This is a genomic window from Vicinamibacterales bacterium (assembly GCA_035699745.1).
Taxonomy (GTDB): domain Bacteria; phylum Acidobacteriota; class Vicinamibacteria; order Vicinamibacterales; family 2-12-FULL-66-21; genus JAICSD01.
The window spans coordinates 1-21,587 of sequence record DASSPH010000008.1; the positions used below are offsets into that span (position 1 = coordinate 1).

Below are 21,587 nucleotides of genomic sequence, written 5' to 3' on the forward strand. Positions count from 1 at the left end.
GAAGAAGGCGCCGGGCGAGCGGTGGAGCTGCGACACGATGACGCGCTCGGTGCCGTTGATGATGAACGTGCCGTTGTCCGTCATCAGCGGGATGTCGCCGTAGTAGACCTCCTGCTCCTTGATGTCGCGGATGGTCTTCACCCCGGTCTCGGGATCCTTGTTCCAGACCACGAGGCGGATCGTCACCTTCAGCGGCACGGCGTAGGTCATGCCGCGCTCCTGGCACTCGTCGACGTCGTACTTCAGCTTGAGGCCGACGGTGTTGCCGCAGATGTCGCAGATGTCGCCGCGGGCGTCGTTCGGCTTGCCGCAGCGCGGGCACAGCACCTCGTGCTCGCCGTAGGGATCGGCGATGAGCGTGTGCCCGCAGCTGGTGCAGGGCTGGCGCAGGTGGTGCAGCCCGGACAGGCGGCCGCACTTGCACTCCCAGTTGCCGATCGAATACTCGATGAACTCCAGCGAGGAGTTCTCGCGGAAGTCGCTGATCGGGAACACCGACTTGAACACCGACTGCAGCCCGGCGTCCTCCCGTTCGGAGGGCAGCCGGTTCATCTGCAGAAAGCGCTCGTACGACTTCTTCTGGATCTCGATCAGGTTCGGAATCGGAACCGTGGTCTTGATCTTGGAGAAGTCGATGCGCTCGCGGTAGACGTTCTTGGGAAGGCTGTACATGCTGGAAAAGACCTCTAGGTCGAACAAATGCGTACAGCCGGGGCGTGAGCCCCGGCTCGTTCTGGGCGGCGTTCAGCCGGCATTTTCAGTGCGCGTGAGGCCCCACCCCCACGCGCGCGGCTCGGCTCGCGACGCCTCCGCCTCCGCGGAAGCTGCGGCGGACCAGCCGAAGCCGTGGCGAAGGCTGGCGCGCGCCGGGCCGCAGGCGCTTACTTGACTTCGACCTTGGCGCCGACGTCCGCGAACTTCTTGACGATCGCCGCGGCCTCGTCCTTGGGGATGCCTTCCTTGATCGGCTTGGGCGCGCCCTCGACGAGATCCTTGGCTTCCTTCAGCCCGAGGTTGGTGACCTCGCGGACGACCTTGATGACGTTGATCTTGTTGGTGCCCACGTCGGTCAGGACCGCGGTGAACTCGGTCTTCTCTTCCGCCGCCGGGGCCGCGCCGGCCGCCGCGCCGCCGCCGGCCGGCATCGCCATCGGCATCGCCGCCGCGGCGCTGACGCCGAGCTCCGTCTCGAGCGCCTTCACGAGCTGCGACAGCTCGAGCACCGAGATCCCCTTGATGTAGTCCACCACCTGCTGCTGATTCAGTTCGGCCACTGTCTTCTCCTTACGATGAAAGCTTCCAGCTACCCGCTTCCAGCTTCCCGCTGAAAGCTTCCTATGACTGCGCTTCGGATTTCTTCTTCTCGGCCTGCACCAGGACGCTCATCAGGTCGCGCGGCGCGGCGTTCAGCACGCTCACCAGCTGGACCATCGGCGCCTGCAGCAGGAACAACAACTTGGCGTACAGCTCCGGCTTGCCGGGGAGCGACGCAAGGTCGGTCACTTCCGCCGCCTTGATGGCGCGCCCCTGGACCACCGCGGCCTTGATCTGCAGCGCCGGCGTCGTCTTCGCGAAGGTGGTCAGCACCTTCGCCAGCGCGACGGGATCCTCGCCCGCGTAGGCAACGGCGGTCGTGCCGGTGAACTGCTCGGACAGCGGCTCGAACGGCGTGCCCTTCACGGCGCGCTTCGCGAGCGTGTTCTTGACGACCTTGTAGGAGGCCTTGGCGCCGCGCACCTGACGGCGCAGCTCGGTGACCTCGGGAACCTTCAGGCCGCGATAGTCGACCAGGATGGCACTCTCGGTGCCCTTGAACGCCTGCTCGAGACTCGCGAGCTCTTCGACCTTGCTCTCTCTGGTAACAGCCATCAGTGCTTCACCGTGTCGGTCACGTGCGTCGTGTCGATGGTGATGCCGGGGCCCATCGTGGACGACAGGGTGACGCTCTTGAGGTACTTGCCTTTCGCCGCCGAGGGCTTGGCCTTGACGACGCTGTCGACCAGCGCGTGGGCGTTCTCGATGAGGCTCTGCGCCGGGAACGACACCTTGCCCACCGGCGCGTGGATGATGCCGGTCTTGTCGACACGGAACTCCACCTTGCCGGCCTTGATCTCGCGCACCGCCCTGGCGATGTCGACGGTCACGGTGCCGGTCTTCGGGTTCGGCATCAGGCCGCGCGGGCCGAGCACCTTCCCGAGCTTGCCGACCGCGCGCATCATGTCGGGCGTGGCGACGACGGCGTCGAAGTCCATGAACCCGCCCTGAATCTTGTCCACCATCTCTTCGCCGCCGACGTGGTCGGCGCCGGCCTCGCTGGCCTCACGCTGCTTGTCGCCGCCGGCGATGGCGAGCACCTTCTTGCTCTTGCCCAGCCCGTGGGGCAGGACGACGGTGCCGCGGACCATCTGGTCGGCGTGCTTGGGGTCGACGCCAAGGCGCAGCGCCAGCTCGACGGTCTCGTCGAACTTGGCGAACTTCACCTTCTGCATCAGGGGGACGGCTTCTTCGATCGTGTGCGGCCGCTCGGGCACGGCTGCCCGCGCCGCGGCGAACTTCTTTCCGGCTCTTGGCATGTCCTACCTCTTGTGGTGCAAGCGGCCAGCCCTGCTGACCTCCCACGCCTTCCTGCTTCCCGCTTCCCGCTTCCCGCTCGTTCTCGCAGCAACCGGCTGAAAGCCGGAAGCTGGTAGCTGCTGGCAGCGCAGCTATCCGATGACGTCGATCCCCATGGATCGAGCGGTACCCGCTACCGACTTCACCGCGGCGTCGAGGGTGTCGCAATTCAGGTCGGGGAGCTTGGTCCTGGCGATCTCCTCGACCTGCTTCCTGGTCACGGTCCCGACCTTGGCCTTGTTCGGCTCGGCCGACCCTTTCGCCAGGTTGGCCGCGCGCTTCAGCAGGATCGACGCCGGCGGCGTCTTCGTGATGAAGGAATACGACCGGTCCGCGTAGACGGTGACGACGACCGGAATGATCAGCCCTTCGTCCTTCGACGTCTTGGCGTTGAAGTTCTTGCAGAAGTCCATGATATTGACGCCGTGGGGACCCAACGCGGTCCCGACCGGCGGCGCCGGGGTCGCCTTCCCCGCCGCGATCTGGAGCTTCACCATTGCCTGGATTTTCTTCGCCATACTTCGCTGAGCTCGCTGTTCGCTTCCCGCTCCCGGCTTCCCGCTTCCAGCTCGTTCCCGCGGCAACCGGCTGGAAACCGGACGCTGGCGGGCTGGCAGCAGCAGCTGACAGCTACAGTTTTTCTACCTGCAAAAAGTCCAGTTCGACCGGCGTCGAACGCCCGAAGATCGTCACCATCACCTTGAGCGTGTTGCGCTCGTTGTTCACTTCGTCGACGACGCCGTTGAAGCTGGTGAAGGGGCCCTCGTTGATGCGCACCTGGTCCCCCTTGTCGAAGGAGTACTTCGGCTTCGGCTTCTCCGCCGCTTCGGTGACCTGGTTCAGGATCTGGTCGACCTCTTCGCGCGTCAGCGGCGTCGGCTTGGCGCCGGCGCCGACGAAGCCGGTCACCTTGGGCGTGTTCTTCACCACGTGCCACGCGTGGTCGGACATGTGCATCTCGACCAGGATGTAGCCGGGGAAGAACCGCTTCGAACTCACCACTTTCTTGCCGCCGCGCATCTCGGCGACCTGTTCGGTCGGGATCAGGATTTCGCCGATCTCGTCCTGCAGTCCATAGGCGGTGACCCGCTGCTCCAGCGACTCCTTGACCTTGTTCTCAAAGCCGGAGTACGTGTGCACGATGTACCACTGCTTCGTGCGATCGTCGGTCATGGTTCCAGACTCGTTCGGACTCATCACGCGCTAGGCCCCCAGCGTCCGGTAGACCCACCGGATCAGTGCGTCCAGCGAGAGGTCCACGACGTAGAGATACAGGCCCATCACGATCGAGAACAGAATCACCACGAGGGTCGTCGCGTAGACTTCCTTGCGCGACGGCCAGGTGACCCGTCCCATCTCGTTCCGGACCTCGGCGAGGAACCGGCGGGATCGTCCCCACCAGCCGGTCACGCTCTCGCGCGCACGTCCGCCGTAAGAGTCTTCTGTGTGCTCGACCGTGCTAGCCATGTGCGTGTCCGCTATCCGCCTGCCGCTGTCTGCCGGGCCGTCGCGCTGGCGGCGGACCACCGAAACTGGCGTGCCATCCGATCACTCAGCGCCACGCCGCCTGCATCGCCGAGCGACTCCCAAACTGGCAGGACAGGAGGGAATCGAACCCCCAACCCCCGGTTTTGGAGACCGGTGCTCTGCCAATTGAGCTACTGTCCTAACTCTTCAATCACCAATCCGTCGATCGCCAATCACCAATCGCCAATCGTCGATCGGCAATCGCCAACCGCCAATCGCCAATTACTTCGTCTCGCGATGCCCGGTGTGCTTGCGGCAGAACCGGCAGTACTTCGAGAACTCCAGCCGTTCGCTGGTCTTCTTTTTGTTCTTCGTCGTGCTGTAGTTCCGGCGCTTGCACTCGGTGCACGCCAGGGCGATGATGTCCCGCATTATTTACTCCCGCTCCCTGTCGCTGGCGCGGCGCCTTACTCGAGAATTTCCGAGATCGTGCCCGCGCCGACGGTGCGGCCGCCCTCGCGGATGGCGAAGCGCGCGCCCTTCTCGAGCGCGACCGGCACGTGCAGCTCGGCCGTGATCGAGGTGTTGTCCCCCGGCATCACCATCTCCACCCCCTCGGGCAGCTTCAGCGAGCCGGTGACGTCGGTGGTGCGGATGTAGAACTGCGGACGATAGCCGTTGAAGAACGGGGTGTGGCGGCCGCCCTCTTCCTTCGAGAGGATGTAGACCTCGCCCTTGAACTTCGTGTGCGGCTTGATCGAGCCGGGCTTGCAGAGCACCTGGCCGCGCTCGACGTCGTTCTTTTCCACGCCGCGGAGCAGCACGCCGATGTTGTCGCCGGCCACCCCCTCGTCGAGCAGCTTGCGGAACATCTCGACGCCGGTCACGACCTTCTTCTCGGTCGGCTTGAATCCGACGATCTCGATTTCCTCGCCGACCTTGACCTTGCCGCGCTCGACGCGGCCGGTGACGACGGTGCCGCGGCCCGAGATCGAGAACACGTCTTCGATCGGCATCAGGAACGGCTTGTCGACCTCGCGCTGCGGCATCGGGATGTAGGTGTCGAGCGCTTCCATCAGCTTCAACACCGTGTCGACGCCGTCGGCCTCGCCGTTCAGCGCCTTGAGCGCCGAGACGCGGACCACCGGGACGTCGTTGCCGGGGAAGCCGTAGGAGGACAGCAGCTCGCGCACCTCGAGCTCGACGAGGTCGACCAGTTCGGGATCGTCCACCGCGTCGACCTTGTTCAGCGCGACGACGATGTACGGCACGTTGACCTGCTTGGCGAGCAGCACGTGCTCGCGGGTCTGCGGCATCGGGCCGTCGACCGCGCTGACCACGAGGATGGCGCCGTCCATCTGCGCCGCGCCGGTGATCATGTTCTTGATGTAGTCGGCGTGGCCCGGGCAGTCGACGTGCGCGTAGTGACGGTTCGGGGTCGCGTACTCGACGTGGCTCGTCGCGATCGTCAGGATCTTCGTCGCGTCACGACGCCCCTGCGACTCGGACGCCTTGGCAACCTCGTCGTACGGCACGAACTTGGCCCAGCCCTTGTCCGCGGCGACCTTGGTCAGCGCGGCGGTCAGGGTCGTCTTGCCATGGTCGATGTGCCCGATGGTGCCGACGTTGACGTGGGGTTTGGAACGATCGAATTTCTCTTTGGCCATGTCGTTTGTACCGTCCTCGCGTTTTATCTACCGTCCGCCCGAAGTCTCTGACTCAAACTCTGGCTTGCCATCCGAAGCTCGCGTCCCGCAGCGTCAGCCCACCTTCGCTCGGCCTCGCTCACCAGCGAGCTACGGTGGGCATCCTTCGCCTGCACCCGTGAGCGAAGGATGGAGCCGATGACCAGGATTGAACTGGTGACCTCGTCCTTACCAAGGACGCGCTCTGCCAACTGAGCTACATCGGCCTTCGCTAAGCGCTCGCGTCGCTCGCAGCTACGGCCGACAGGTCGGCTGCGCACCTGCGGCGACGACCTCCACACACGCATCGAGTCACAGTGGACCTGCCCACCGCAGCCCGGTCTCGCGTCAGCCGAGCGAAAGTGGAGCGGGAGACGGGGATCGAACCCGCGACCAACAGCTTGGAAGGCTGTGACTCTACCACTGAGTTACTCCCGCCTTCGCGCCCACTTCGCCCATCGCTCCGGCGAGGCAGGCCCGCGCACCGCGCCCACTCCGCCCATCGCTCACTTCACCCATCGCTGCGGCGAAGCAGGCCCGCTGAACCTCTCGACCTTCCGTGTCGGTCCCGCGCCTCTCGCTCACTCGGTCGCGCGTTACCTGATGCCACCAACGCCGCAGGCCGGCACCGCCCCTCCGCACCGCGCTCGCTGGCGTGCCAACCGAAGCTCGCGCAGCGAGCGGAAGTTGGTGGCGAGGGAAGGACTCGAACCTTCGAAGGCGCAAGGCCGACAGATTTACAGTCTGCTGCGTTTGACCGCTTCGCTACCTCGCCGATGCGTTGTGTGGCTGAACTCTGAACTCGCGCCCTTACACCGGCTTGTCCTCCGCAGCTCGTCGCGTGTCCCCGAGCGAAGGAGGAAAGCTGGCGAAGGGATTTGAACCCCCGACCGGCTGATTACAAATCAGCTGCTCTACCGGACTGAGCTACGCCAGCCCAGACAAAAGAGTATTAATAGCACGCTCCGTGCCATTGGCGCAAGCCGGACCCGGTGCTCCCGCCCTAAGTACCTGCTGCGCCTAGCCTTGCGTACTGTGACCGCCCGCCCGCTGGCGGACAGCCTCATATAATACCACGCCCGCCGCCACCGACACGTTCAGGCTCTCGACCGCCCCCAGCATGGGCAGCCGGACCAGCCGATCGCACCGCTCCCGCACGAGCCGCCGCAATCCCGTGCCTTCGGCGCCAAGCACGATCGCGGACGGCAGCGTCCAGTCCACGTCCGTGTACACCGTCGCCGCATCCCCGGCCAGCCCGATCGTCCACACCTGCGCGTCCTTCAGTTCCTCGATCGCGCGGGCGATGTTCACCACCGTGGCAATCCGCGCGTGCGCGAGCGCACCGGCGGATGCCTTGCCGGCGACGCCGTCCAGCGCCGCGGAGTGGCGCGCCTGCCTGACGACGCCGCTCACGCCCGCGGCGTCGCAGGTCCGCAGAATCGCGCCGACATTGTGCGGATCCTCGATGCCGTCCAGGACGACGATGAGGGACGGTGGGAAGCTCCCGCCGGACGGGACAACCAGATCGGCGACGGAGTACTCGGGCGCCGCGGCGATCTCGGCGATCACCCCCTGATGCACGCCCCCCTTCGCGGCGCGATCCAGCGCCTGCGGATCGACGCGATCGATCCGCACCCCTCGCGTCGCGGCGAGCGCGAGGATCTCGTCCATGCGCCGGTCCTGCCGCGCAGCGATCCGCAGGCGCCGCACGCGACCAGCCTTCAGGGCTTCAGCAACCGGATTGATGCCGTAGACGAGCACGGGCTACGCTCCGAGAGGAAGCTCACGACGAACGCAAAGACCACGAAGCCTCTTGCGATCGCCGCGATCGTTGCGGTCGTCGTGCCGGAGCGTGAGGGCGTCGGGCGGCTTACAGCGCGACAGCATCGGCAAACGCCCTCGCCCGATCGCGCGCGCTCGTGATCGGCGACATGCCCGCGTCCCGGCGCAGCAGGGCGCCCCGCTCGATGGCGGGGACGGCGAGGTCGAGTTCCGGACCGCCGCCGTCGCCGGTCAGCGCGACGCGGATCGGATGGAACAGCGCCTTCCCTTTCTGTCCCGTCCGCTCCTTGACGCGGTTCGCCATCGCGCGGAACGCCTCGCGATCCAGCATCGGCCCGTCGATCGCCGCCGGCAGCGCCGCGATCACCTCGCGCGCGCCGGGCTCGTGGAGGATCTCGGCGACGGCGGGACGCTGCAGCGCCTCCTCCGGATCGAACGCGAAGATGAACGCGAGGCGATCGGGAATCTCCTCGAGCCGATCCACCGAGCCGACCGCCATCGGCAGCAGGGACTCGAGATACGCCAGCGCCGCGTCGGTGTTCCGGGTCAGCCACGCGCGCGCCTGGAAATACCGCGCGCTCGCCGCCGCCAGCCGCGCCGGCGACGCCGCCTTCATGTACTGACGGTTCATCCACGCCAGCTTCTCGGGATCGAACACGCCGGCGCTGTGGCCGACGTCCTCGAGCGCGAAGCGGCGCGCCATCTCGTCCATCGGCATCAGCTCGGCATCGGTCTCGCCGCCCGATCGCGGCGACCATCCGATCAGCGCGAGATAGTTGGTCAACGCCTCCGGCAGAAAGCCGCGCTCGCGGAACTCCGCCACCGACGTCGCGCCGTGCCGCTTGGAGAGCGGCGTGTGATCCGGCCCCAGCACCAGCGACAGGTGCGCGAACCGCGGCGCGCTGAAGCCGAGCGCCCGATACAGCAGCACCTGCCGCGGCGTGTTCGAGATGTGATCCTCGCCGCGGATCACATGCGTCACCTCCATCAGCGCATCGTCCACCACGACGGCGAAGTTGTAGGCGGGACGGCCGTCCGAGCGCACCAGCACGAAGTCGCCGATCACTTCGGTGTTGAACGTGACGTCGCCGCGGACGATGTCCTGGAAGGCGACGTCGACGTGCTCCGGGATGTGGAAGCGGACCGCCGCGCGGTCCCCCGCCTCGACGCGCCGCTTCGCCTCCTCCGGCGGGATCTCGCGGCAGGTGCCGTGATACTTCGGCTGCCGGCCGGCCGCCAGATCGCTCTTCCGGTCGTCTTCCAGTTTCTGAGCGGAGCAGAAACAGAAATAGGCGTGGCCGCCGGCGAGCAGCTCGTTGGCGTAGGAGCTGTAGAGGTGCAGCCGCTCCGATTGCCGATACGGCCCCGACGATCCGCCGACGTCCGGCCCCTCGTCCCAGTCGAGGCCGAGCCAGCGCAGGTCTTCGAGGATGCTGTCTTCCGATTCCCTGGTCGAGCGCTCGGCGTCGGTGTCCTCGACGCGCAGGATGAAGGTGCCGTCCTGGCCGCGCGCCAGCAGCCAGTTGAACAGCGCCGTCCGCGCGTTGCCCACGTGCAGCGACCCCGTCGGGCTGGGTGCGAAGCGGACTCTCATGATCTCCTGAGCAGCGCGACGGCATGGGCGGCGATCGCCTCGCCGCGCCCGACGGCATCGACCCCCTCGTTGGTCTTCCCTTTGACGCTGACCGACGCGGCGTCGATCCCGAGCGCGCCGGCGAGCCGCGCGCGCATCGCCTCCACCGCATCCTTGATCTTCGGCCGCTCGAGGACGATGGTGACGTCGAGATTCACCGGCTCGTACCCCGCGGCGCGGACCAGGCGTGCGGTCTCCTGCAGCAGCAGGATGCTGTCCGCGTCCTTCCACCGCGCATCGGTATCCGGAAAGTGCCGGCCGATGTCGCCGAGCGCGGCGGCGCCCAGCAGCGCGTCGGTCGCGGCGTGGCACGCGACGTCGCCGTCCGAATGACCCACCGGTCCCTTGTCGAACGGCAGCGTCACGCCGGCGACGATCAGCGGCCGGCCGGGGGCGAGCACGTGCAGGTCGTAGCCGGTGCCGATGCGCGCCACGGCGGACGACGACGTCATGCGCTGCCGCGCGGCTTCGAGATCCTCCGCGGTTGTGACCTTCACGTTGCCGGGATCCCCCTCCACGACGTGGACGCGAGCGCCGGCGCGCTCCGCCAGCGCCGCTTCGTCGGTGGCCTCGGTGCCGGCGCGGCCGAGCGCCACCGCTCTGGCCAGCACCTCGCGGCGAAAGCCCTGCGGCGTCTGCGCCAGATAGATCGTCTCACGCGCGATGGTCTCCGTGACCACGCCGGCGTCCACGCGCTTCACCGTGTCGCGCGACTGCAGCGCGGCGATCGCCGCGCCGTGCTCGGCGGCCGCGTCGATGGTGCGGCTGATCAGGTCGGCGCTGACGAAGGGGCGGGCCGCGTCATGGATGAGAATGACCTCGCTCGCCGCGTCGGCGGCATCGAATCCGTTCGCCACCGAGTCCTGGCGGCGGACGCCGCCGTCCACCGCGCGAAGCTTGGCGATGCGCTCCGACGCGCGCGCGCCGGTGAAGGCCAGCGCGAGCGGGCCGGGCGGTTTCACCAGGATCACCTCCGACACGCGCGGATGATCGAGGAACGCCTGCACGCTGTGCTGCAGCATCGACCCGCCGCCGATATCGATCAGCTGCTTCGGCCTGGCGGCCCCGAGGCGGCGTCCGGCGCCGGCAGCGGCGATGATGGCGGTGACCTGCATGGGCCAAACTCCGATTATATCGAGGGGCTCGGATGAGGCATCCGCTAGGCGGCCCGGCTGGCGACGACGTCGCGGACCGTCGATGCGAACTCGCGCGCGGCGTCGCGCGGCACGTTGGCGGTTTCGATCGGTTCGTGCACGATGACCCTGACGCGCCCCGGCCGCACCATCAGGTCGCCTCGGAACATCACGTGGCGGCTGCCGACCACGGTAATCGGCACCACCGGCAGCCCGGCCTGCAGCGCGACGACGAACGATCCCCCCTTGAATCGGCCGACGCTGCCGTCCGTGCTGCGCGTGCCCTCGGGAAAGACGATCAGCGAGTGGCCGGCCCTGACCAGACGCTGCATCATCCGCACCACGCCCGCGCCCGGCTTCGAGCGATCCACGAGCACATGGCCGGTTCGGCGCAGGTGCCATCCCATGAACGGGATCCGCCCCAGCGACTGCTTCGCGATGATCCGCAGCTGGAACGGCAGGTTCGCGAACAGGATCGGAATGTCGTAGATGCTCTGATGGTTCGCGGCGAACACGTAACTGCGCGAGCGATCGATCCGATCCAGCCCTTCAACCGTGACCTCGACGCCGGTGGTCTTCAGAATCAGCCGCGACCAGGCACGCGCGCACCTGTGCCCGAAGTTGCCGCGCCGGTCGAACAACGTCGACACGACCGAGGCCGAACCGAGGACGACGGTATAGAGGCTAACCGCGGGAATGAGATAGAAGACCGTCCGCCACCAGTCCCATGGCTTCATTTCGCATTGGTCATCTTGGCCGGTGCGGCGGCCGGCACGGCCGCCTTGGGCTCGCCGCGCTCGCCCGCCGGAGGCACGGTCGACGCGGGCGCCTCGATGTAGCGGCCGAAGATCATCTTCCCCGCCGTCGTCTGCAGCACGCTGGTGACGACGATGTCGATGTTCTTGCTGATCATGCGGCGGGCGTTGTCGACCACCACCATCGTCCCGTCGTCGAGGTAGGCGACCCCCTGGTTGTACTCCTTGCCTTCCTTGAGGATGAACACCTTCATGAACTCGCCGGGCAGGACCACCGGCTTCAGCGCGTTGGCGAGCTCGTTGATGTTCAGCACCTCGACGCCGCGCAGCTGCGCGACCTTGTTGAGATTGAAGTCGTTGGTGACGATCTTTCCCTGGAGCGTGCGCCCCAGCTCGATCAGCTTGAGATCCACCTCGCGCACGTCGGGAAAGTCGATGTCGGAGATCATCACGTCGACGCCGGCCATCTTCTGGATCTTCTGGAGGATGTCGAGACCGCGGCGGCCGCGGTTCCGCTTCAGCGAGTCGGCGGAGTCGGCGACGAGCTGCAGCTCCTTCAGCACGAACTGCGGGATGACGAGCGTGCCGTCGAGGAAGCCGGTCTCGCAGACGTCCGCGATCCGGCCGTCGATGATCACGCTGGTGTCGAGGATGCGATAGCGCTTCTGCGGCCCGGCATTGCGGAACAGGCTGACGATCCGCTGCGGCTCCAGCCACTCTCCCTTGCGCGCCCCCATGACGATGCCGAGATAGGGGAAGACGAGCAGGATGAAGCTGTGGATGAAGACCACACGGTTGTCGGAGGCGTCGGCCCAGAAGAGCGCGGCGCCGATCGTCTTCGAGAGGCCCAGCCCGATCGCGCCGCCGATCAGGGCGCCGAGGAGGTCGGTGACCTCCGCGGACCGCAGCCGGGTCTCGATGATGACGACGACGACGCCGAGCAGGACGCCAACCGAGAGGTTGACGTCCACCGACGGATGAAACGGCCGGGTGAGAGATGCCGCCCACGCGACCGCCAGGACGAAACAGACGCGAGTAATCAGATGCCAGGGCATGTAGCGGGCTCCGGGTATGACGGTTCCATCATACCGCTCAGCCCCGGAATCGCTACTTGGGCCAGCCGCCCTGCGGGAGGCCGGGATAGACCCGCAGGGCATTCTGGTAATACAGCTTCTTCAACACCGGGTCGGGCAGCCCCATCCCGTACAGCTTCCAGAAGGCGTGATAAGGACGGTAATAATCGAAGTATTCGTCCCGCGTCTCGAACACGCGCCAGTAGTACGGATACTCGGTGATCTCGTAGGTGTCCTTCCCGAACAGGACGCGATCCTGGTACTTCGTGAAGAACTGTGCAGCGGCGTGCGGCTGCCGGCCGAACTCGTAGAGCACCGCCGCGACCTCGAGGAACACGTTCGGCTGGGTGTCGAGCTGGCGCGCGGCGCGGCCCAGATCGTTGCCGTACCAGTTGAAGTGGGCGCCGATGAACCGCGTCTTCGGGTGCTTCGAGAACATGTGATCCCGTTCCTTCATCAACTGCTCGAAGGTCGGGTAGACGCTGGGCGGGCTCTGGCGGTTCGGGAACAGGTTCAGCTCCAGCCAGCGCTCGTTGTGGTTGTCCACCGGCGAGAAGAACTCCTGCGGCTCGGCGGTGTGAATGATGACCGGGATGCCCAGCTCGCCGCAGAGCGCCCAGACCGGATCCAGCGCGGGATCGTCCACCGCCAGCCTGGAGCCATCCGCCTTCTTGTGGCGCAGCCCGAGATCTTTGAAGACCTTCAAGCCGATCGCGCCGTTCTTCACGGCGGCGCGTAGATCCGCGAGCGCCTTCTGCTCCCATCCGGGGCCGCCGGCTCCTTCCCACGCGACGTTGGCAAAGACGCGGAAGCGATCCTTGAAAGGGCTCGCGTTGATCGCGTCGACCTTGTCCTTGATCCGCGCCGGGTCCGAGCCGCCTGACAGATCGATCAGCACGCGCAGGTTGAGCGCGTCCATCTCTTTCACGCGCTCCGGGCTGCTCACGTAGTTCGACGTACCGTGGGTGTGCACGTCGATGACGGGGAACTTCGCCTTCGGCACGAGGTGCTGTTCGGCGACGACGGTCGACCGCGGCCGGTAGTCGACGATGCTCGGAGGCGGCGCGACGGGCGCCTGGCAGCTGTTGTTGCGCACCTCGGCCATCCCGGGCGGGCATTCCTCCCCGTCCTTGATGTCGACGCGCGGCGCGCCGCCGCGTCCTTGTCCGCGTCCGCGTGCCTCGCCTCCGCCGGCGGGCGGCTGCTGAGGCGTCGTAGTCGTGCTCTGGGCGACGAGTCCGGCGCCGGCCGCGAGCGCGGCCGTGAAAATAATTGCTGTCGCTGTAGGGATCCGCATGAGGCGAAAGCTTATCATCGCGTTCATGGGCATGTTGGCCGCCGCGCTGGCGCTTCACGTCGTCCTTGGCGCGCAGGCGCCCGACGAGAGCCGGCCCCAGCGGACGGAGTCTCAGTCGGGAGTGAAACCGAGCCAGCACGGATCGGTGGCGCAGCAGGTCGCGGCAACGAGGATCTCGATCGAATACAACCGGCCGGTGGCGCGCGGCCGCGAGCTGTTCGGCGCGCTGGTGCCGTACGATCGCGTGTGGTGTCCGGGCGCGGACGACTGCACGACGCTGACGGTGTCGACGCCGGTCAGGATCGAGTCGCAGGAGCTTGCCGCGGGCACCTACACGGTGTGGGCGCGTCCGGGCGCGGAGAAGTGGACGATCATTCTCAATGCCGCGCACCCGGTGTTCCATACGCGGTATGAGTCGGTCGCGGACCGCAACGCGCTGCAGCTCGACATCGCGCCGCGCACCGGGCCGCACATGGAAACGCTCGCCTTCTACTTCCCGGTCGTGAACGGCCGGCACGCGGAGCTGGTGCTGCACTGGGGCACCGTGGTCGTGCCGCTGCGCATCGACGTGCCGTGAAAACGGGGACAGTCCCCTTTTTTCCGACAACCCGGGTTGACGGGCGGCAGGGGTTGAAGCGAAAAAGGGGACTGTCCCCTTTTTCTGGGGTTGCAGGACGCATGAACTTTGAGCGGGCGGCGGCGGATCTGGTCGCCGCGGGGCGGCGGTTCGACGCACGCGGGTGGGTGCTGGGGACCAGCGGCAACTTCAGCGCCGTTCTCACCCGCGAGCCGCTGCGGCTGGCGATCACGCGCAGCGGCGTGCACAAAGGCGCGCTGGCCCCTGACGACATCCTCGAAATCGACGACGCCGGCGCCAGCCTGCGCAGCGGACAGGGACGCCCGTCCGCCGAGACACAGCTGCACCTGGAGATCGTCGCGAGACGCGGCGCCGGCGCCGTCATGCACACCCATTCGATCTGGTCGACGCTCCTGTCGGGCCGCACCGCGGCGGACGGCGGCGTCGCCATCGAGGGCTACGAGATGCTGAAGGGACTCGACGGCATCACCACCCACGACCATCGGGAATGGATCCCGGTGATCGACAACGACCAGGACATCCCGCGGCTCTCGCTGGTCGTCCGCCGCGTGCTGGACCAGCACCCCGCCTGCCACGCGTTCCTGCTGCGACGGCACGGGTTGTACACTTGGGGAGCCACCCTGCCGGACGCCGTCCGGCACGTCGAGATCCTGGAGTTCCTGCTGGAAAGCGTGGGGCGCGCGGGCTACAGCAGCGCCGTCCCAGAGGAGGCCGCACCATGGCGCTCGTGAGAATTCCCGCCCAAGAGGTGACACTGCGCGACGCGGCGGAAGTCACCGCGTTCCTCGCGTCCCACGGCATCGACTACGAACGCTGGACGCCGTCGCAGCCGGTCGCGGCCGACGCCGGGGCCGACGCGGTGCTCGCCGCCTACGCACATGAAATCGAGACGCTCAAGCAGCGCGGCGGCTACGTCACGGCGGACGTCATCGACGTGAAACCGGACACGCCGAACCTGGACATGATGCTCGCGAAGTTCAGCCGCGAGCACTGGCACGACGAGGACGAGGTCCGCTTCATCATCGAAGGCCGGGGCCTGTTCCACATCCATCCGGCCGCGGGACCGGTGTTCGCAATCGAGGTGGAGGCCGGCGACCTGATTCGCGTGCCGCGCGGCACGCACCACTGGTTCGATCTCTGCGTCGACAAGCGGATCCGCGCCATCCGGCTGTTCCAGGATGTCTCGGGCTGGACGCCGCACTATACCGACAGCGGCGTCGACCAAGGCTTCGAGCCGGTCTGCTTCGGCCCGGCATACGTCCCGTGACGCTGAGCCGGCGTTGATCCTGCTCGACATCGAAGGCACGACGACCCCGATCGCCTTCGTCACCGGGACGCTCGTGCCCTACGCCCGGGCGCACCTCGTTCCGTTCCTCGAGCGGGAAGGGCGCGCCGGCGAGGCGCCGGGCCTTCTCGCCGAGATGGACCGCGACAGCAAGTCCACCGCGCTCAAAGAGGTGCAGGGGCGGATCTGGGAACAAGGCTACGAGCGCGGCGAGCTGATCGCGCCGGTGTATCCGGACGTCGCGCCGGCATTCGCGCGCTGGCGCAGCCAGGGACACGCGCTCGGCATCTTCTCGTCGGGCAGCGTGCTCGCGCAGCAGTGTCTCTTCCGGCGGACCACAGCGGGCGATCTCACGCCGCATCTGCAGTGGTACTTCGACACGAACACGGGCCCGAAGCGCGAGCCGGCGAGCTACGCGAGCATCGCCGCCATCGCCGGCACCCCCGCGGCGGAGATCCTCTTCATCTCCGACGCCGCCGCGGAGCTCGACGCCGCGCGCGCGGCGGGGATGCGCACGGCGCTGGCGGATCGCCCCGGCAACCTCCCGCAACCGTCACACACGCATCGCATCATTCACACGTTCGACGAACTACCGTAGGCGGCAGGTCAGTGTCCGCCGCCCTCCTCCGTCGTCCATCGCGCGGTGAAGAACAGCAGCGCCATCGCGAGATAGCCGCAGACGAACGGCCACGCCGGTGACAGCCGCAGCGTGGTGTCCGCGAACGACCACTGATACGAGTGCATCAGACCGGTGGCGGACAGCGCCGCCGCGCACAGGCACCACGCGGCTGCAGCCGTCCAGCGCCGTTCGATGACGCCGACCACTGCGGCGGAGAGCAGCATCGCGGTGAACAGAAACCCCTGCTCGAGCGCGAACGCGCCGGCGATCCACATGTCCTGCTTCTGGAACTCGCCGACGAGCGATTCGCTGAACGGGCCGGCGGCGCCGCCGAGCCCGGCGGCGCGAAGCCCGTTCTTGGCGATCAACGCGCCCCAGGCGCCGATGCCGGGCAGGAGCCCGACGACGACGGCCGGCGTGTGCTGCCGGGGAATCGCGTCGAACGCCTGCGCCACGATCATCATCCCGATCCAGAGCACGATCGCCATCCCGGCGTCGATCGGAATCGCCCACGCGATCCACGCCAGCGTGCCCGTGAGGCAGATCGCAGTGACGAACGCACCATTGAGGATCGAATAGCCGGCGCGGGCGCCGAGCGCCTTCCAGCCCGGATGGCCGATGTAGATCGTCGTCGGAAACGCGGATCCGAAGAGCGCCGCCGCGATGCTGCCGAACCCGTTCACGGTGAGCGACCGCCGCGTGTCGTACGGATCGCCTGCCGCTTCGGCGGACTCGATGTTCTGCAGCGAGCCCAGCACGTTGAACAATCCCATCGCGACGATCACCGAGACGTACGGCCACAGATGGCCGCCGGTGAACGACGCGAGAAGATCGCCGACGATCGGCACCGGCACGTGCAGCGCGGCGCCGGACGGCCGATCGCCGACCGGCGCGATCCCGGTCAGCCACGCGAGCAGGGTTCCCAGCGCCACCGCGAGCACACCGCCGGGAATCCGTCCCTTGAACCGGACGCGGCCGAAGTAGGTCAGCATCACGATCGCCAGCGTCGTCAGCCCGACGAGCGGACGGGCGAAGGTTCGGAAGAGGAAGCCGAGCGAGATGAAGCTGAGGGCGATCCCCGCCAGCGTCGAGAGCAGCGCCGCGCGCGGCGTGACGCGCCGCAGCCGTTCGGCGACCGGCGCGGCGGCGAGCTCGATCGCGCCGGACGCGAACGTCGCAAACAGACCCGCCTGCCACGCGACGCGCGCGGGATCCGCCGCGCCCGCCGCGGTGGCAAGCGCCTTGGCGGGCAGCATGACGAGAAACACGTGCGCGAAGAGCGACACGGTGTTGATCCCGTACGGCAGCGCGCAGACGTCGGTCCGCCCGGTGCGCTCGGCGAGCCGCTTCGCCTGAAGCGCGTAGGCGACATTGCCGACCAGAATCGAGATCGCCGCACCCGGCAGGATGCGGCCGTAGACGAGGTCCGCCGGAAATCCCAGCACGCCGCGGCACAGCGCGTCGATCAGCAGGAGCTGGACGAGGTTGTCGATCGCGAGGCCGAAGAAGCCGTCGATGTCGCCGCGGACGATCCACCGCATGCGGGCGAGAGTATCTCACGCCGCCACGAGGCGGCGCGTCACCGCCGCGTCGTCGCCGTTGCGGGGAAGGAAAGCGTGAGCGGCTGCGCCGCGGCTGCTCATGCGCCGCCGGACGCCGTGGCCACGACTGCTCCCGTCCGCACGTCGACGATGCGCAGGGCCAGCGCGATGCGCAGCTGCGATCGCTCGCGGGACACGGCAACCGCCCCCACCGCGATCATGCGGACTCCTACCAATCCATCAGCTGATCCAGCGCCTCGCCGACGTTCTTCACCGGCACCAGCTCGCAACCCGCCGGCACGTCGTCCCTTGCCGCGTTTCCCTCGGGGACGACGATGCGGGTGAATCCCATCTGTGCGGCTTCGCGAATCCGGAGCGCGGCCTGCGTGGTTCCGCGAATCTCTCCGGCGAGGCCGACCTCGCCGAACACGGCGGTGCCGGCGCGGATCGGGCGATTGCGCAGGCTCGAGGCGACGGCGCCGACCACGGCGAGATCGGCCGCGGGCTCGTCGATCGTCATCCCGCCGGCGACGTTGATGAACACGTCCTCGCCGGCGAGATTCAACCCGGCGCGCTTCTCGAGCACGGCGAGCAGCAGCGACAGCCGGTTCTGGTCGATGCCGCTCGCCATCCGGCGCGCGTTGCCGTAGGAGCTGGTGCTCACGAGCGCCTGGACTTCGACGAGCAGCGGACGCGAGCCCTCGAGGCAGCAGAGCACCGCCGAACCGGGGACGTTCGAGGGGCGCTCGCTCAGGAAGAGCGCCGACGGATTCGCGACCGCCTTCAGCCCTTGGCCCGTCATCTCGAACACGCCCATCTCGCTGACCGCGCCGAAACGGTTCTTGACCGCGCGCACGATTCGATGCGAGTGGTGCTTCTCCCCCTCGAAGTAGAGCACCGTGTCGACGATGTGCTCGAGGACCTTGGGACCGGCGAGACTGCCGTCCTTGGTGACGTGGCCGACGAGAAAAGTCGGGATGTTCTGCCCTTTGGCGGCGAAGAGGAGCTGCGTCGCCGACTCGCGCACCTGCCCGACGCTGCCGGGCGCCGACTGGAACTTCAACGAGAACACCGTCTGGATCGAATCGACGACGATCAGCGCCGGACGCAGCCGCGCGATCTCCTCGAGGATGCGCTCGAGGCACGTCTCGGCGAGCAGATAGAGCGGCGCCCGCTCGACGCCGAGGCGCTGCCCGCGCGATTTGATCTGATGCTCCGATTCCTCGCCCGAGCTGTAGAGCACCGGACCCGTCGTCCGCGCGAAGTGCGCGGCGGCCTGAAGCAGCAGCGTGGACTTCCCGATCCCGGGTTCGCCGCCGATCAGCACGAGCGATCCGGGCACCACGCCCCCGCCCAGGACGCGATCGAATTCGTCGATGCCGGTGGTCAGCCGCGCGGAGACGACCGTGTCGATCTCTTCGTACAGCCGCGGCCCTCCGGCGGCTGCCAGCGCATAGCGGGAGCCCGCGCTGGCCGCCGCAGCTCCCGCGCCAGCGGTCGTGGCAACCGGCGTTTCCTCCACCAGCGAGTTCCACGCCTGGCACTCGGGACAGCGTCCGAGCCACTTCGGGCTCTGCGCCCCGCATTCCTGGCAGGAGTAGACGGTCTTCAGCTTCATGGCTGGCGGCCTCGGGTTTGCCGCGTGCTGCTCATAGGGTGTAGTCTTCTCTCATCATCCTCCATCGGACTTCTCGCAATGTGAGGTCCCTCATGATCACACGTCCTCGACTCCTTGGACTTCCCTGCGTACTTCTGCTGCTGGCGTCTGCGCCGCTGTCGGCGCAACCACCGTTTCCGGTCTCATACGTGGCGCCGAATCCCACGTCGTTCGACGTCAGCGCCGCTGGCGCAACCGGATTGACGATCCGCGTGCTGGTCGAACCGCCGTTCTCGGGCGGGTGGCTGACGGAAGAGAACGTCCCGTGGATCACCATCACGAGCGGCATCAACGGCAGCTTCGACGGGTACATCGTGTTCGACGTCGCGCCGAACGCCGATGCCGCCCGCACCGGCATCTTCACCGTCGTCGGGCGCAACAACCGCGTCGACATCACCGTGACCCAGGGCGGCGCGGGCGATGACGAGCCGATTACGGCGGACTTCGACGGCGACGGACGCACCGACCTCGGGTTCTTCCGCGCCGCGTCGGGCGAATGGTTCCTGCGCAACAGCCGTACTGGTGAGGTCACCACGGCGATCTGGGGCGGAGCCGCCGGCGACCGTGCCGTCCCCGCCGATTACGACGGTGACGGCCGCGCGGATCTCGCGTTCTTCCGCGAAGCGGACGGCTACTGGTACATTCTCGGCAGCCGCGCTGGCCCACGATACGAGTTCTGGCCCGCCGGCGCCGGTGCAGTACTCACGCCGGCGGACTACGACGGCGACCGGCGGTGTGACGTCGCCTTCTTCCGGCCGTCCGACGGCTTCTGGTACATCCTGCCGACCGCGACGCGCGTGCCGCGCTACGAAGCATGGGGCGGATTCGGCGACGTGCCGGCCGCTGCCGACTTCGACGGCGACGGGCAGGCCGACGTGGCGTTCTTCCGCCCGGCCGACGCCTACTGGTACATCCTTCCCAGCCGATCGCGAATCCCCACGTATCGATACTGGGGCGGCTCGGCGTCCGATCGGCCGGCGGCGGCGGACTACGACGGCGACGGCGCAGCCGACACGGCGTTCGAACGCCCGATCGACGGGTACTGGTACGTCTGGTCCAGCTCGCAAAGCGTCGCCTACATCGACTGGCGCGTCCCCGCCGCGGGAACGTTGGCCCGGGGCGATTTCGATGGGGACGGCCGCGCCGATTTCGGGTTCTTCAACCCGTCGGACGGCTTCTGGTACCTGCTGGTGAACCGCGCCCGCACGGCGGTGTACATCGCGGGAACGTGGCGGTTCTGAACACAGCGGCAACTCACGCCGGATCGTAGCGGCGTTCGATCCGCGTACCGACACGGCAGAGCAGCTCGTACGGAATGGTGCCGATCGCCGCTGCGATTTCGCGCATGCCGATTTCGCTCCCGTCCTGCTCGCCGACGATCACCACTTCGTCACCGGTCTGCACGTCCAGGCCGGTGACGTCGACGGTCGTCATGTCCATGCACACCGATCCCACGACCGGTACGCGTTGTCCGCGTACCAGCATGAAAGCGCGCCCGGCCATCCGGCGATCCAGGCCGTCGGCATACCCGGCCGGGACGATCGCGATCGTGCGCGGCGCGTCTGCGGTTGCCTGCAAACCGTACCCGGTGCCCTCGCCGGGGCGGGTTCCCTTCACGTGCACGATACGGCTGTGGAGTGACAGGGCAGGTCGCAGCGGTAGCGTGGCGGCGAGCGGCGGCGGGACGATGCCATAGAGCAGGAGGCCGGGGCGGACGAAGTCGTACCAGACCCGCTCGTCGCGCAGGAGGGCGGCGCTGTTCGCGGCGTGGCGGAACTTCGGCGTGATGCCGAGCGCGGGCAGCGCCGTCAGCGTCCTCTCGAACCGCTCGCGCTGTTCGTTGAACGCGGGATGCTCGGGGTCGTCGGCGGTGGCAAAGTGCGTGTACACCGCGTCGATTGCCAGGTGTCCGCTGCGCGCGATCGCCGGCAGCGTCCGCGCCAGGTTGTCGTGGCGGAACCCCAGCCGGTTCATGCCGGTGTCGATCTTGAGATGGCAGCGCAGCTGAAAACGGGGACTGTCCCCTTTTTCGGGAAACGCGCGTTGACTGCGGCGCGCGGCGGCGGCGGCAAGGTTCTCAGCAGCGGCTGGCGTCGAGATGGTCGGGGTGAGGCCGAACTCGAAGACGCCGTCGAGATCGCTGATGCCGAGCGCGCCGAACACGAGGATCGGGATGCGGACGCCGGCGCGGCGCAGCACGATCCCTTCCTCGATGTCGGCGCAGGCGAGCATCGCGGCGCCGGCGCGCTCGAGCGCGAGGCCGACGTCGGGCGCGCCATGCCCGTAGGCATTCGCCTTGACGACGGCGATGACGCGCGGCGAGGGGGTGGTGAGGCGCGCCGCCGGATCCGACCGGCCGGCCGAGAGAAAGGAGGAGATGGAGCGGAGATTGTGCTCGATGGCCGCGAGATCGACGCGGGCGACTGTGGGTCGAATCATGCCCGTCGAC

24 protein-coding genes and 5 tRNA genes are annotated in these 21,587 nt (G+C 67.7%); 5 read left to right on the forward strand and 24 right to left on the reverse strand.

Features of this window, described 5'->3' with window-relative positions:
• From VFK57_00700 to VFK57_00795, 20 genes are all read right to left on the reverse strand, one after another.
• The coding region (locus VFK57_00700; protein HET7694203.1) for a hypothetical protein at window positions 1–672 on the reverse strand (672 nt) is incomplete at its 3' end.
• Window positions 673–881: 209 nt separating this feature from the next.
• Window positions 882–1,265: a 50S ribosomal protein L7/L12 gene (rplL, locus tag VFK57_00705; GenBank protein ID HET7694204.1), complete on the reverse strand. Its 384-nt coding sequence runs from the start codon at window positions 1,263–1,265 to the stop codon at window positions 882–884.
• Between the two features lie 70 nt (window positions 1,266–1,335).
• A complete protein-coding gene (gene rplJ / locus VFK57_00710) occupies window positions 1,336–1,869 on the reverse strand; it encodes a 50S ribosomal protein L10 (protein ID HET7694205.1) in 534 nt (177 codons plus the stop codon).
• Window positions 1,869–2,573, reverse strand: coding sequence for a 50S ribosomal protein L1 (gene rplA, locus VFK57_00715; GenBank protein ID HET7694206.1), 705 nt, complete (start codon window positions 2,571–2,573; stop codon window positions 1,869–1,871). The genes rplJ and rplA overlap by 1 nt, the downstream gene beginning before the upstream one ends.
• 132 nt (window positions 2,574–2,705) lie before the next feature.
• Window positions 2,706–3,131, reverse strand: a complete 426-nt coding sequence (gene rplK, locus VFK57_00720) for a 50S ribosomal protein L11 (protein ID HET7694207.1) — start codon at window positions 3,129–3,131, stop codon at window positions 2,706–2,708.
• Between the two features lie 112 nt (window positions 3,132–3,243).
• On the reverse strand, window positions 3,244–3,786 hold the full coding sequence (nusG, locus tag VFK57_00725) for a transcription termination/antitermination protein NusG (protein ID HET7694208.1): 543 nt from the start codon (window positions 3,784–3,786) through the stop codon (window positions 3,244–3,246).
• Between the two features lie 30 nt (window positions 3,787–3,816).
• On the reverse strand, window positions 3,817–4,080 hold the full coding sequence (secE, locus tag VFK57_00730) for a preprotein translocase subunit SecE (GenBank protein ID HET7694209.1): 264 nt from the start codon (window positions 4,078–4,080) through the stop codon (window positions 3,817–3,819).
• A gap of 125 nt (window positions 4,081–4,205) precedes the next feature.
• Window positions 4,206–4,281: transfer RNA gene (locus VFK57_00735), tRNA-Trp, on the reverse strand.
• 81 nt (window positions 4,282–4,362) lie between these two features.
• A complete protein-coding gene (rpmG, locus tag VFK57_00740; GenBank protein ID HET7694210.1) occupies window positions 4,363–4,512 on the reverse strand; it encodes a 50S ribosomal protein L33 in 150 nt (49 codons plus the stop codon).
• A 35-nt stretch (window positions 4,513–4,547) separates the two neighbouring features.
• Window positions 4,548–5,747 carry an elongation factor Tu gene (gene tuf, locus VFK57_00745; GenBank protein HET7694211.1) on the reverse strand — a complete coding sequence of 400 codons (1,200 nt, stop codon included), beginning with the start codon at window positions 5,745–5,747 and terminating at the stop codon, window positions 4,548–4,550.
• Window positions 5,748–5,916: 169 nt separating this feature from the next.
• Window positions 5,917–5,992, reverse strand: a tRNA-Thr gene (locus VFK57_00750).
• A 136-nt stretch (window positions 5,993–6,128) separates the two neighbouring features.
• A tRNA-Gly gene (locus VFK57_00755) sits at window positions 6,129–6,203 on the reverse strand.
• A 250-nt stretch (window positions 6,204–6,453) separates the two neighbouring features.
• Window positions 6,454–6,540 (reverse strand) — tRNA-Tyr (locus VFK57_00760).
• A gap of 88 nt (window positions 6,541–6,628) precedes the next feature.
• Window positions 6,629–6,702: transfer RNA gene (locus VFK57_00765), tRNA-Thr, on the reverse strand.
• 83 nt (window positions 6,703–6,785) lie between these two features.
• A complete protein-coding gene (gene rlmB / locus VFK57_00770; protein HET7694212.1) occupies window positions 6,786–7,526 on the reverse strand; it encodes a 23S rRNA (guanosine(2251)-2'-O)-methyltransferase RlmB in 741 nt (246 codons plus the stop codon).
• A gap of 109 nt (window positions 7,527–7,635) precedes the next feature.
• Window positions 7,636–9,141, reverse strand: a complete 1,506-nt coding sequence (gene gltX / locus VFK57_00775; GenBank protein HET7694213.1) for a glutamate--tRNA ligase — start codon at window positions 9,139–9,141, stop codon at window positions 7,636–7,638.
• Window positions 9,138–10,295: a 2-C-methyl-D-erythritol 4-phosphate cytidylyltransferase gene (gene ispD, locus VFK57_00780; protein HET7694214.1), complete on the reverse strand. Its 1,158-nt coding sequence runs from the start codon at window positions 10,293–10,295 to the stop codon at window positions 9,138–9,140. Before ispD ends, gltX begins: the two co-directional genes overlap by 4 nt.
• Window positions 10,296–10,339: 44 nt before the next feature.
• Window positions 10,340–11,050, reverse strand: coding sequence for a lysophospholipid acyltransferase family protein (locus VFK57_00785; protein ID HET7694215.1), 711 nt, complete (start codon window positions 11,048–11,050; stop codon window positions 10,340–10,342).
• Entirely contained in the window at window positions 11,047–12,123 is a 1,077-nt protein-coding gene (locus VFK57_00790) for a PIN domain-containing protein (protein ID HET7694216.1), read from the reverse strand. Before VFK57_00790 ends, VFK57_00785 begins: the two co-directional genes overlap by 4 nt.
• A 52-nt stretch (window positions 12,124–12,175) precedes the next feature.
• Window positions 12,176–13,438, reverse strand: a complete 1,263-nt coding sequence (locus VFK57_00795; GenBank protein HET7694217.1) for an amidohydrolase family protein — start codon at window positions 13,436–13,438, stop codon at window positions 12,176–12,178.
• On the opposite strand from VFK57_00795, the gene VFK57_00800 reads away from it, so the two are divergent.
• The 4 genes from VFK57_00800 (at window position 13,437) to mtnC (ending at window position 15,919) form a co-directional block, all read left to right on the forward strand.
• Window positions 13,437–14,015: a DUF2911 domain-containing protein gene (locus tag VFK57_00800; GenBank protein ID HET7694218.1), complete on the forward strand. Its 579-nt coding sequence runs from the start codon at window positions 13,437–13,439 to the stop codon at window positions 14,013–14,015. The two genes, VFK57_00795 and VFK57_00800, sit on opposite strands and share 2 nt — an antisense overlap.
• A 101-nt stretch (window positions 14,016–14,116) precedes the next feature.
• Complete coding sequence (gene mtnB, locus VFK57_00805; GenBank protein ID HET7694219.1) at window positions 14,117–14,767, forward strand: methylthioribulose 1-phosphate dehydratase; 651 nt, start codon at window positions 14,117–14,119, stop codon at window positions 14,765–14,767.
• On the forward strand, window positions 14,755–15,303 hold the full coding sequence (locus tag VFK57_00810) for a cupin domain-containing protein (GenBank protein ID HET7694220.1): 549 nt from the start codon (window positions 14,755–14,757) through the stop codon (window positions 15,301–15,303). Before mtnB ends, VFK57_00810 begins: the two co-directional genes overlap by 13 nt.
• A 13-nt stretch (window positions 15,304–15,316) precedes the next feature.
• Window positions 15,317–15,919: an acireductone synthase gene (gene mtnC, locus VFK57_00815; GenBank protein ID HET7694221.1), complete on the forward strand. Its 603-nt coding sequence runs from the start codon at window positions 15,317–15,319 to the stop codon at window positions 15,917–15,919.
• An 8-nt stretch (window positions 15,920–15,927) separates the two neighbouring features.
• Here the strand turns inward: mtnC and VFK57_00820 are convergent, their stop codons facing one another.
• From VFK57_00820 to radA, 3 genes are all read right to left on the reverse strand, one after another.
• Entirely contained in the window at window positions 15,928–17,481 is a 1,554-nt protein-coding gene (locus tag VFK57_00820; protein ID HET7694222.1) for a hypothetical protein, read from the reverse strand.
• Between the two features lie 98 nt (window positions 17,482–17,579).
• Window positions 17,580–17,702: a hypothetical protein gene (locus tag VFK57_00825; GenBank protein HET7694223.1), complete on the reverse strand. Its 123-nt coding sequence runs from the start codon at window positions 17,700–17,702 to the stop codon at window positions 17,580–17,582.
• 8 nt (window positions 17,703–17,710) lie between these two features.
• Window positions 17,711–19,099, reverse strand: a complete 1,389-nt coding sequence (gene radA / locus VFK57_00830; protein HET7694224.1) for a DNA repair protein RadA — start codon at window positions 19,097–19,099, stop codon at window positions 17,711–17,713.
• A 188-nt stretch (window positions 19,100–19,287) separates the two neighbouring features.
• On the opposite strand from radA, the gene VFK57_00835 reads away from it, so the two are divergent.
• Window positions 19,288–20,379 (forward strand): FG-GAP-like repeat-containing protein, encoded by a 1,092-nt coding sequence (locus VFK57_00835; GenBank protein HET7694225.1) that lies wholly within the window; start codon window positions 19,288–19,290, stop codon window positions 20,377–20,379.
• Window positions 20,380–20,392: 13 nt separating this feature from the next.
• On the opposite strand, the gene alr is transcribed toward VFK57_00835, so the two are convergent.
• Window positions 20,393–21,577, reverse strand: coding sequence for an alanine racemase (gene alr, locus VFK57_00840; GenBank protein HET7694226.1), 1,185 nt, complete (start codon window positions 21,575–21,577; stop codon window positions 20,393–20,395).
• Window positions 21,578–21,587 lie beyond the last annotated feature (10 nt).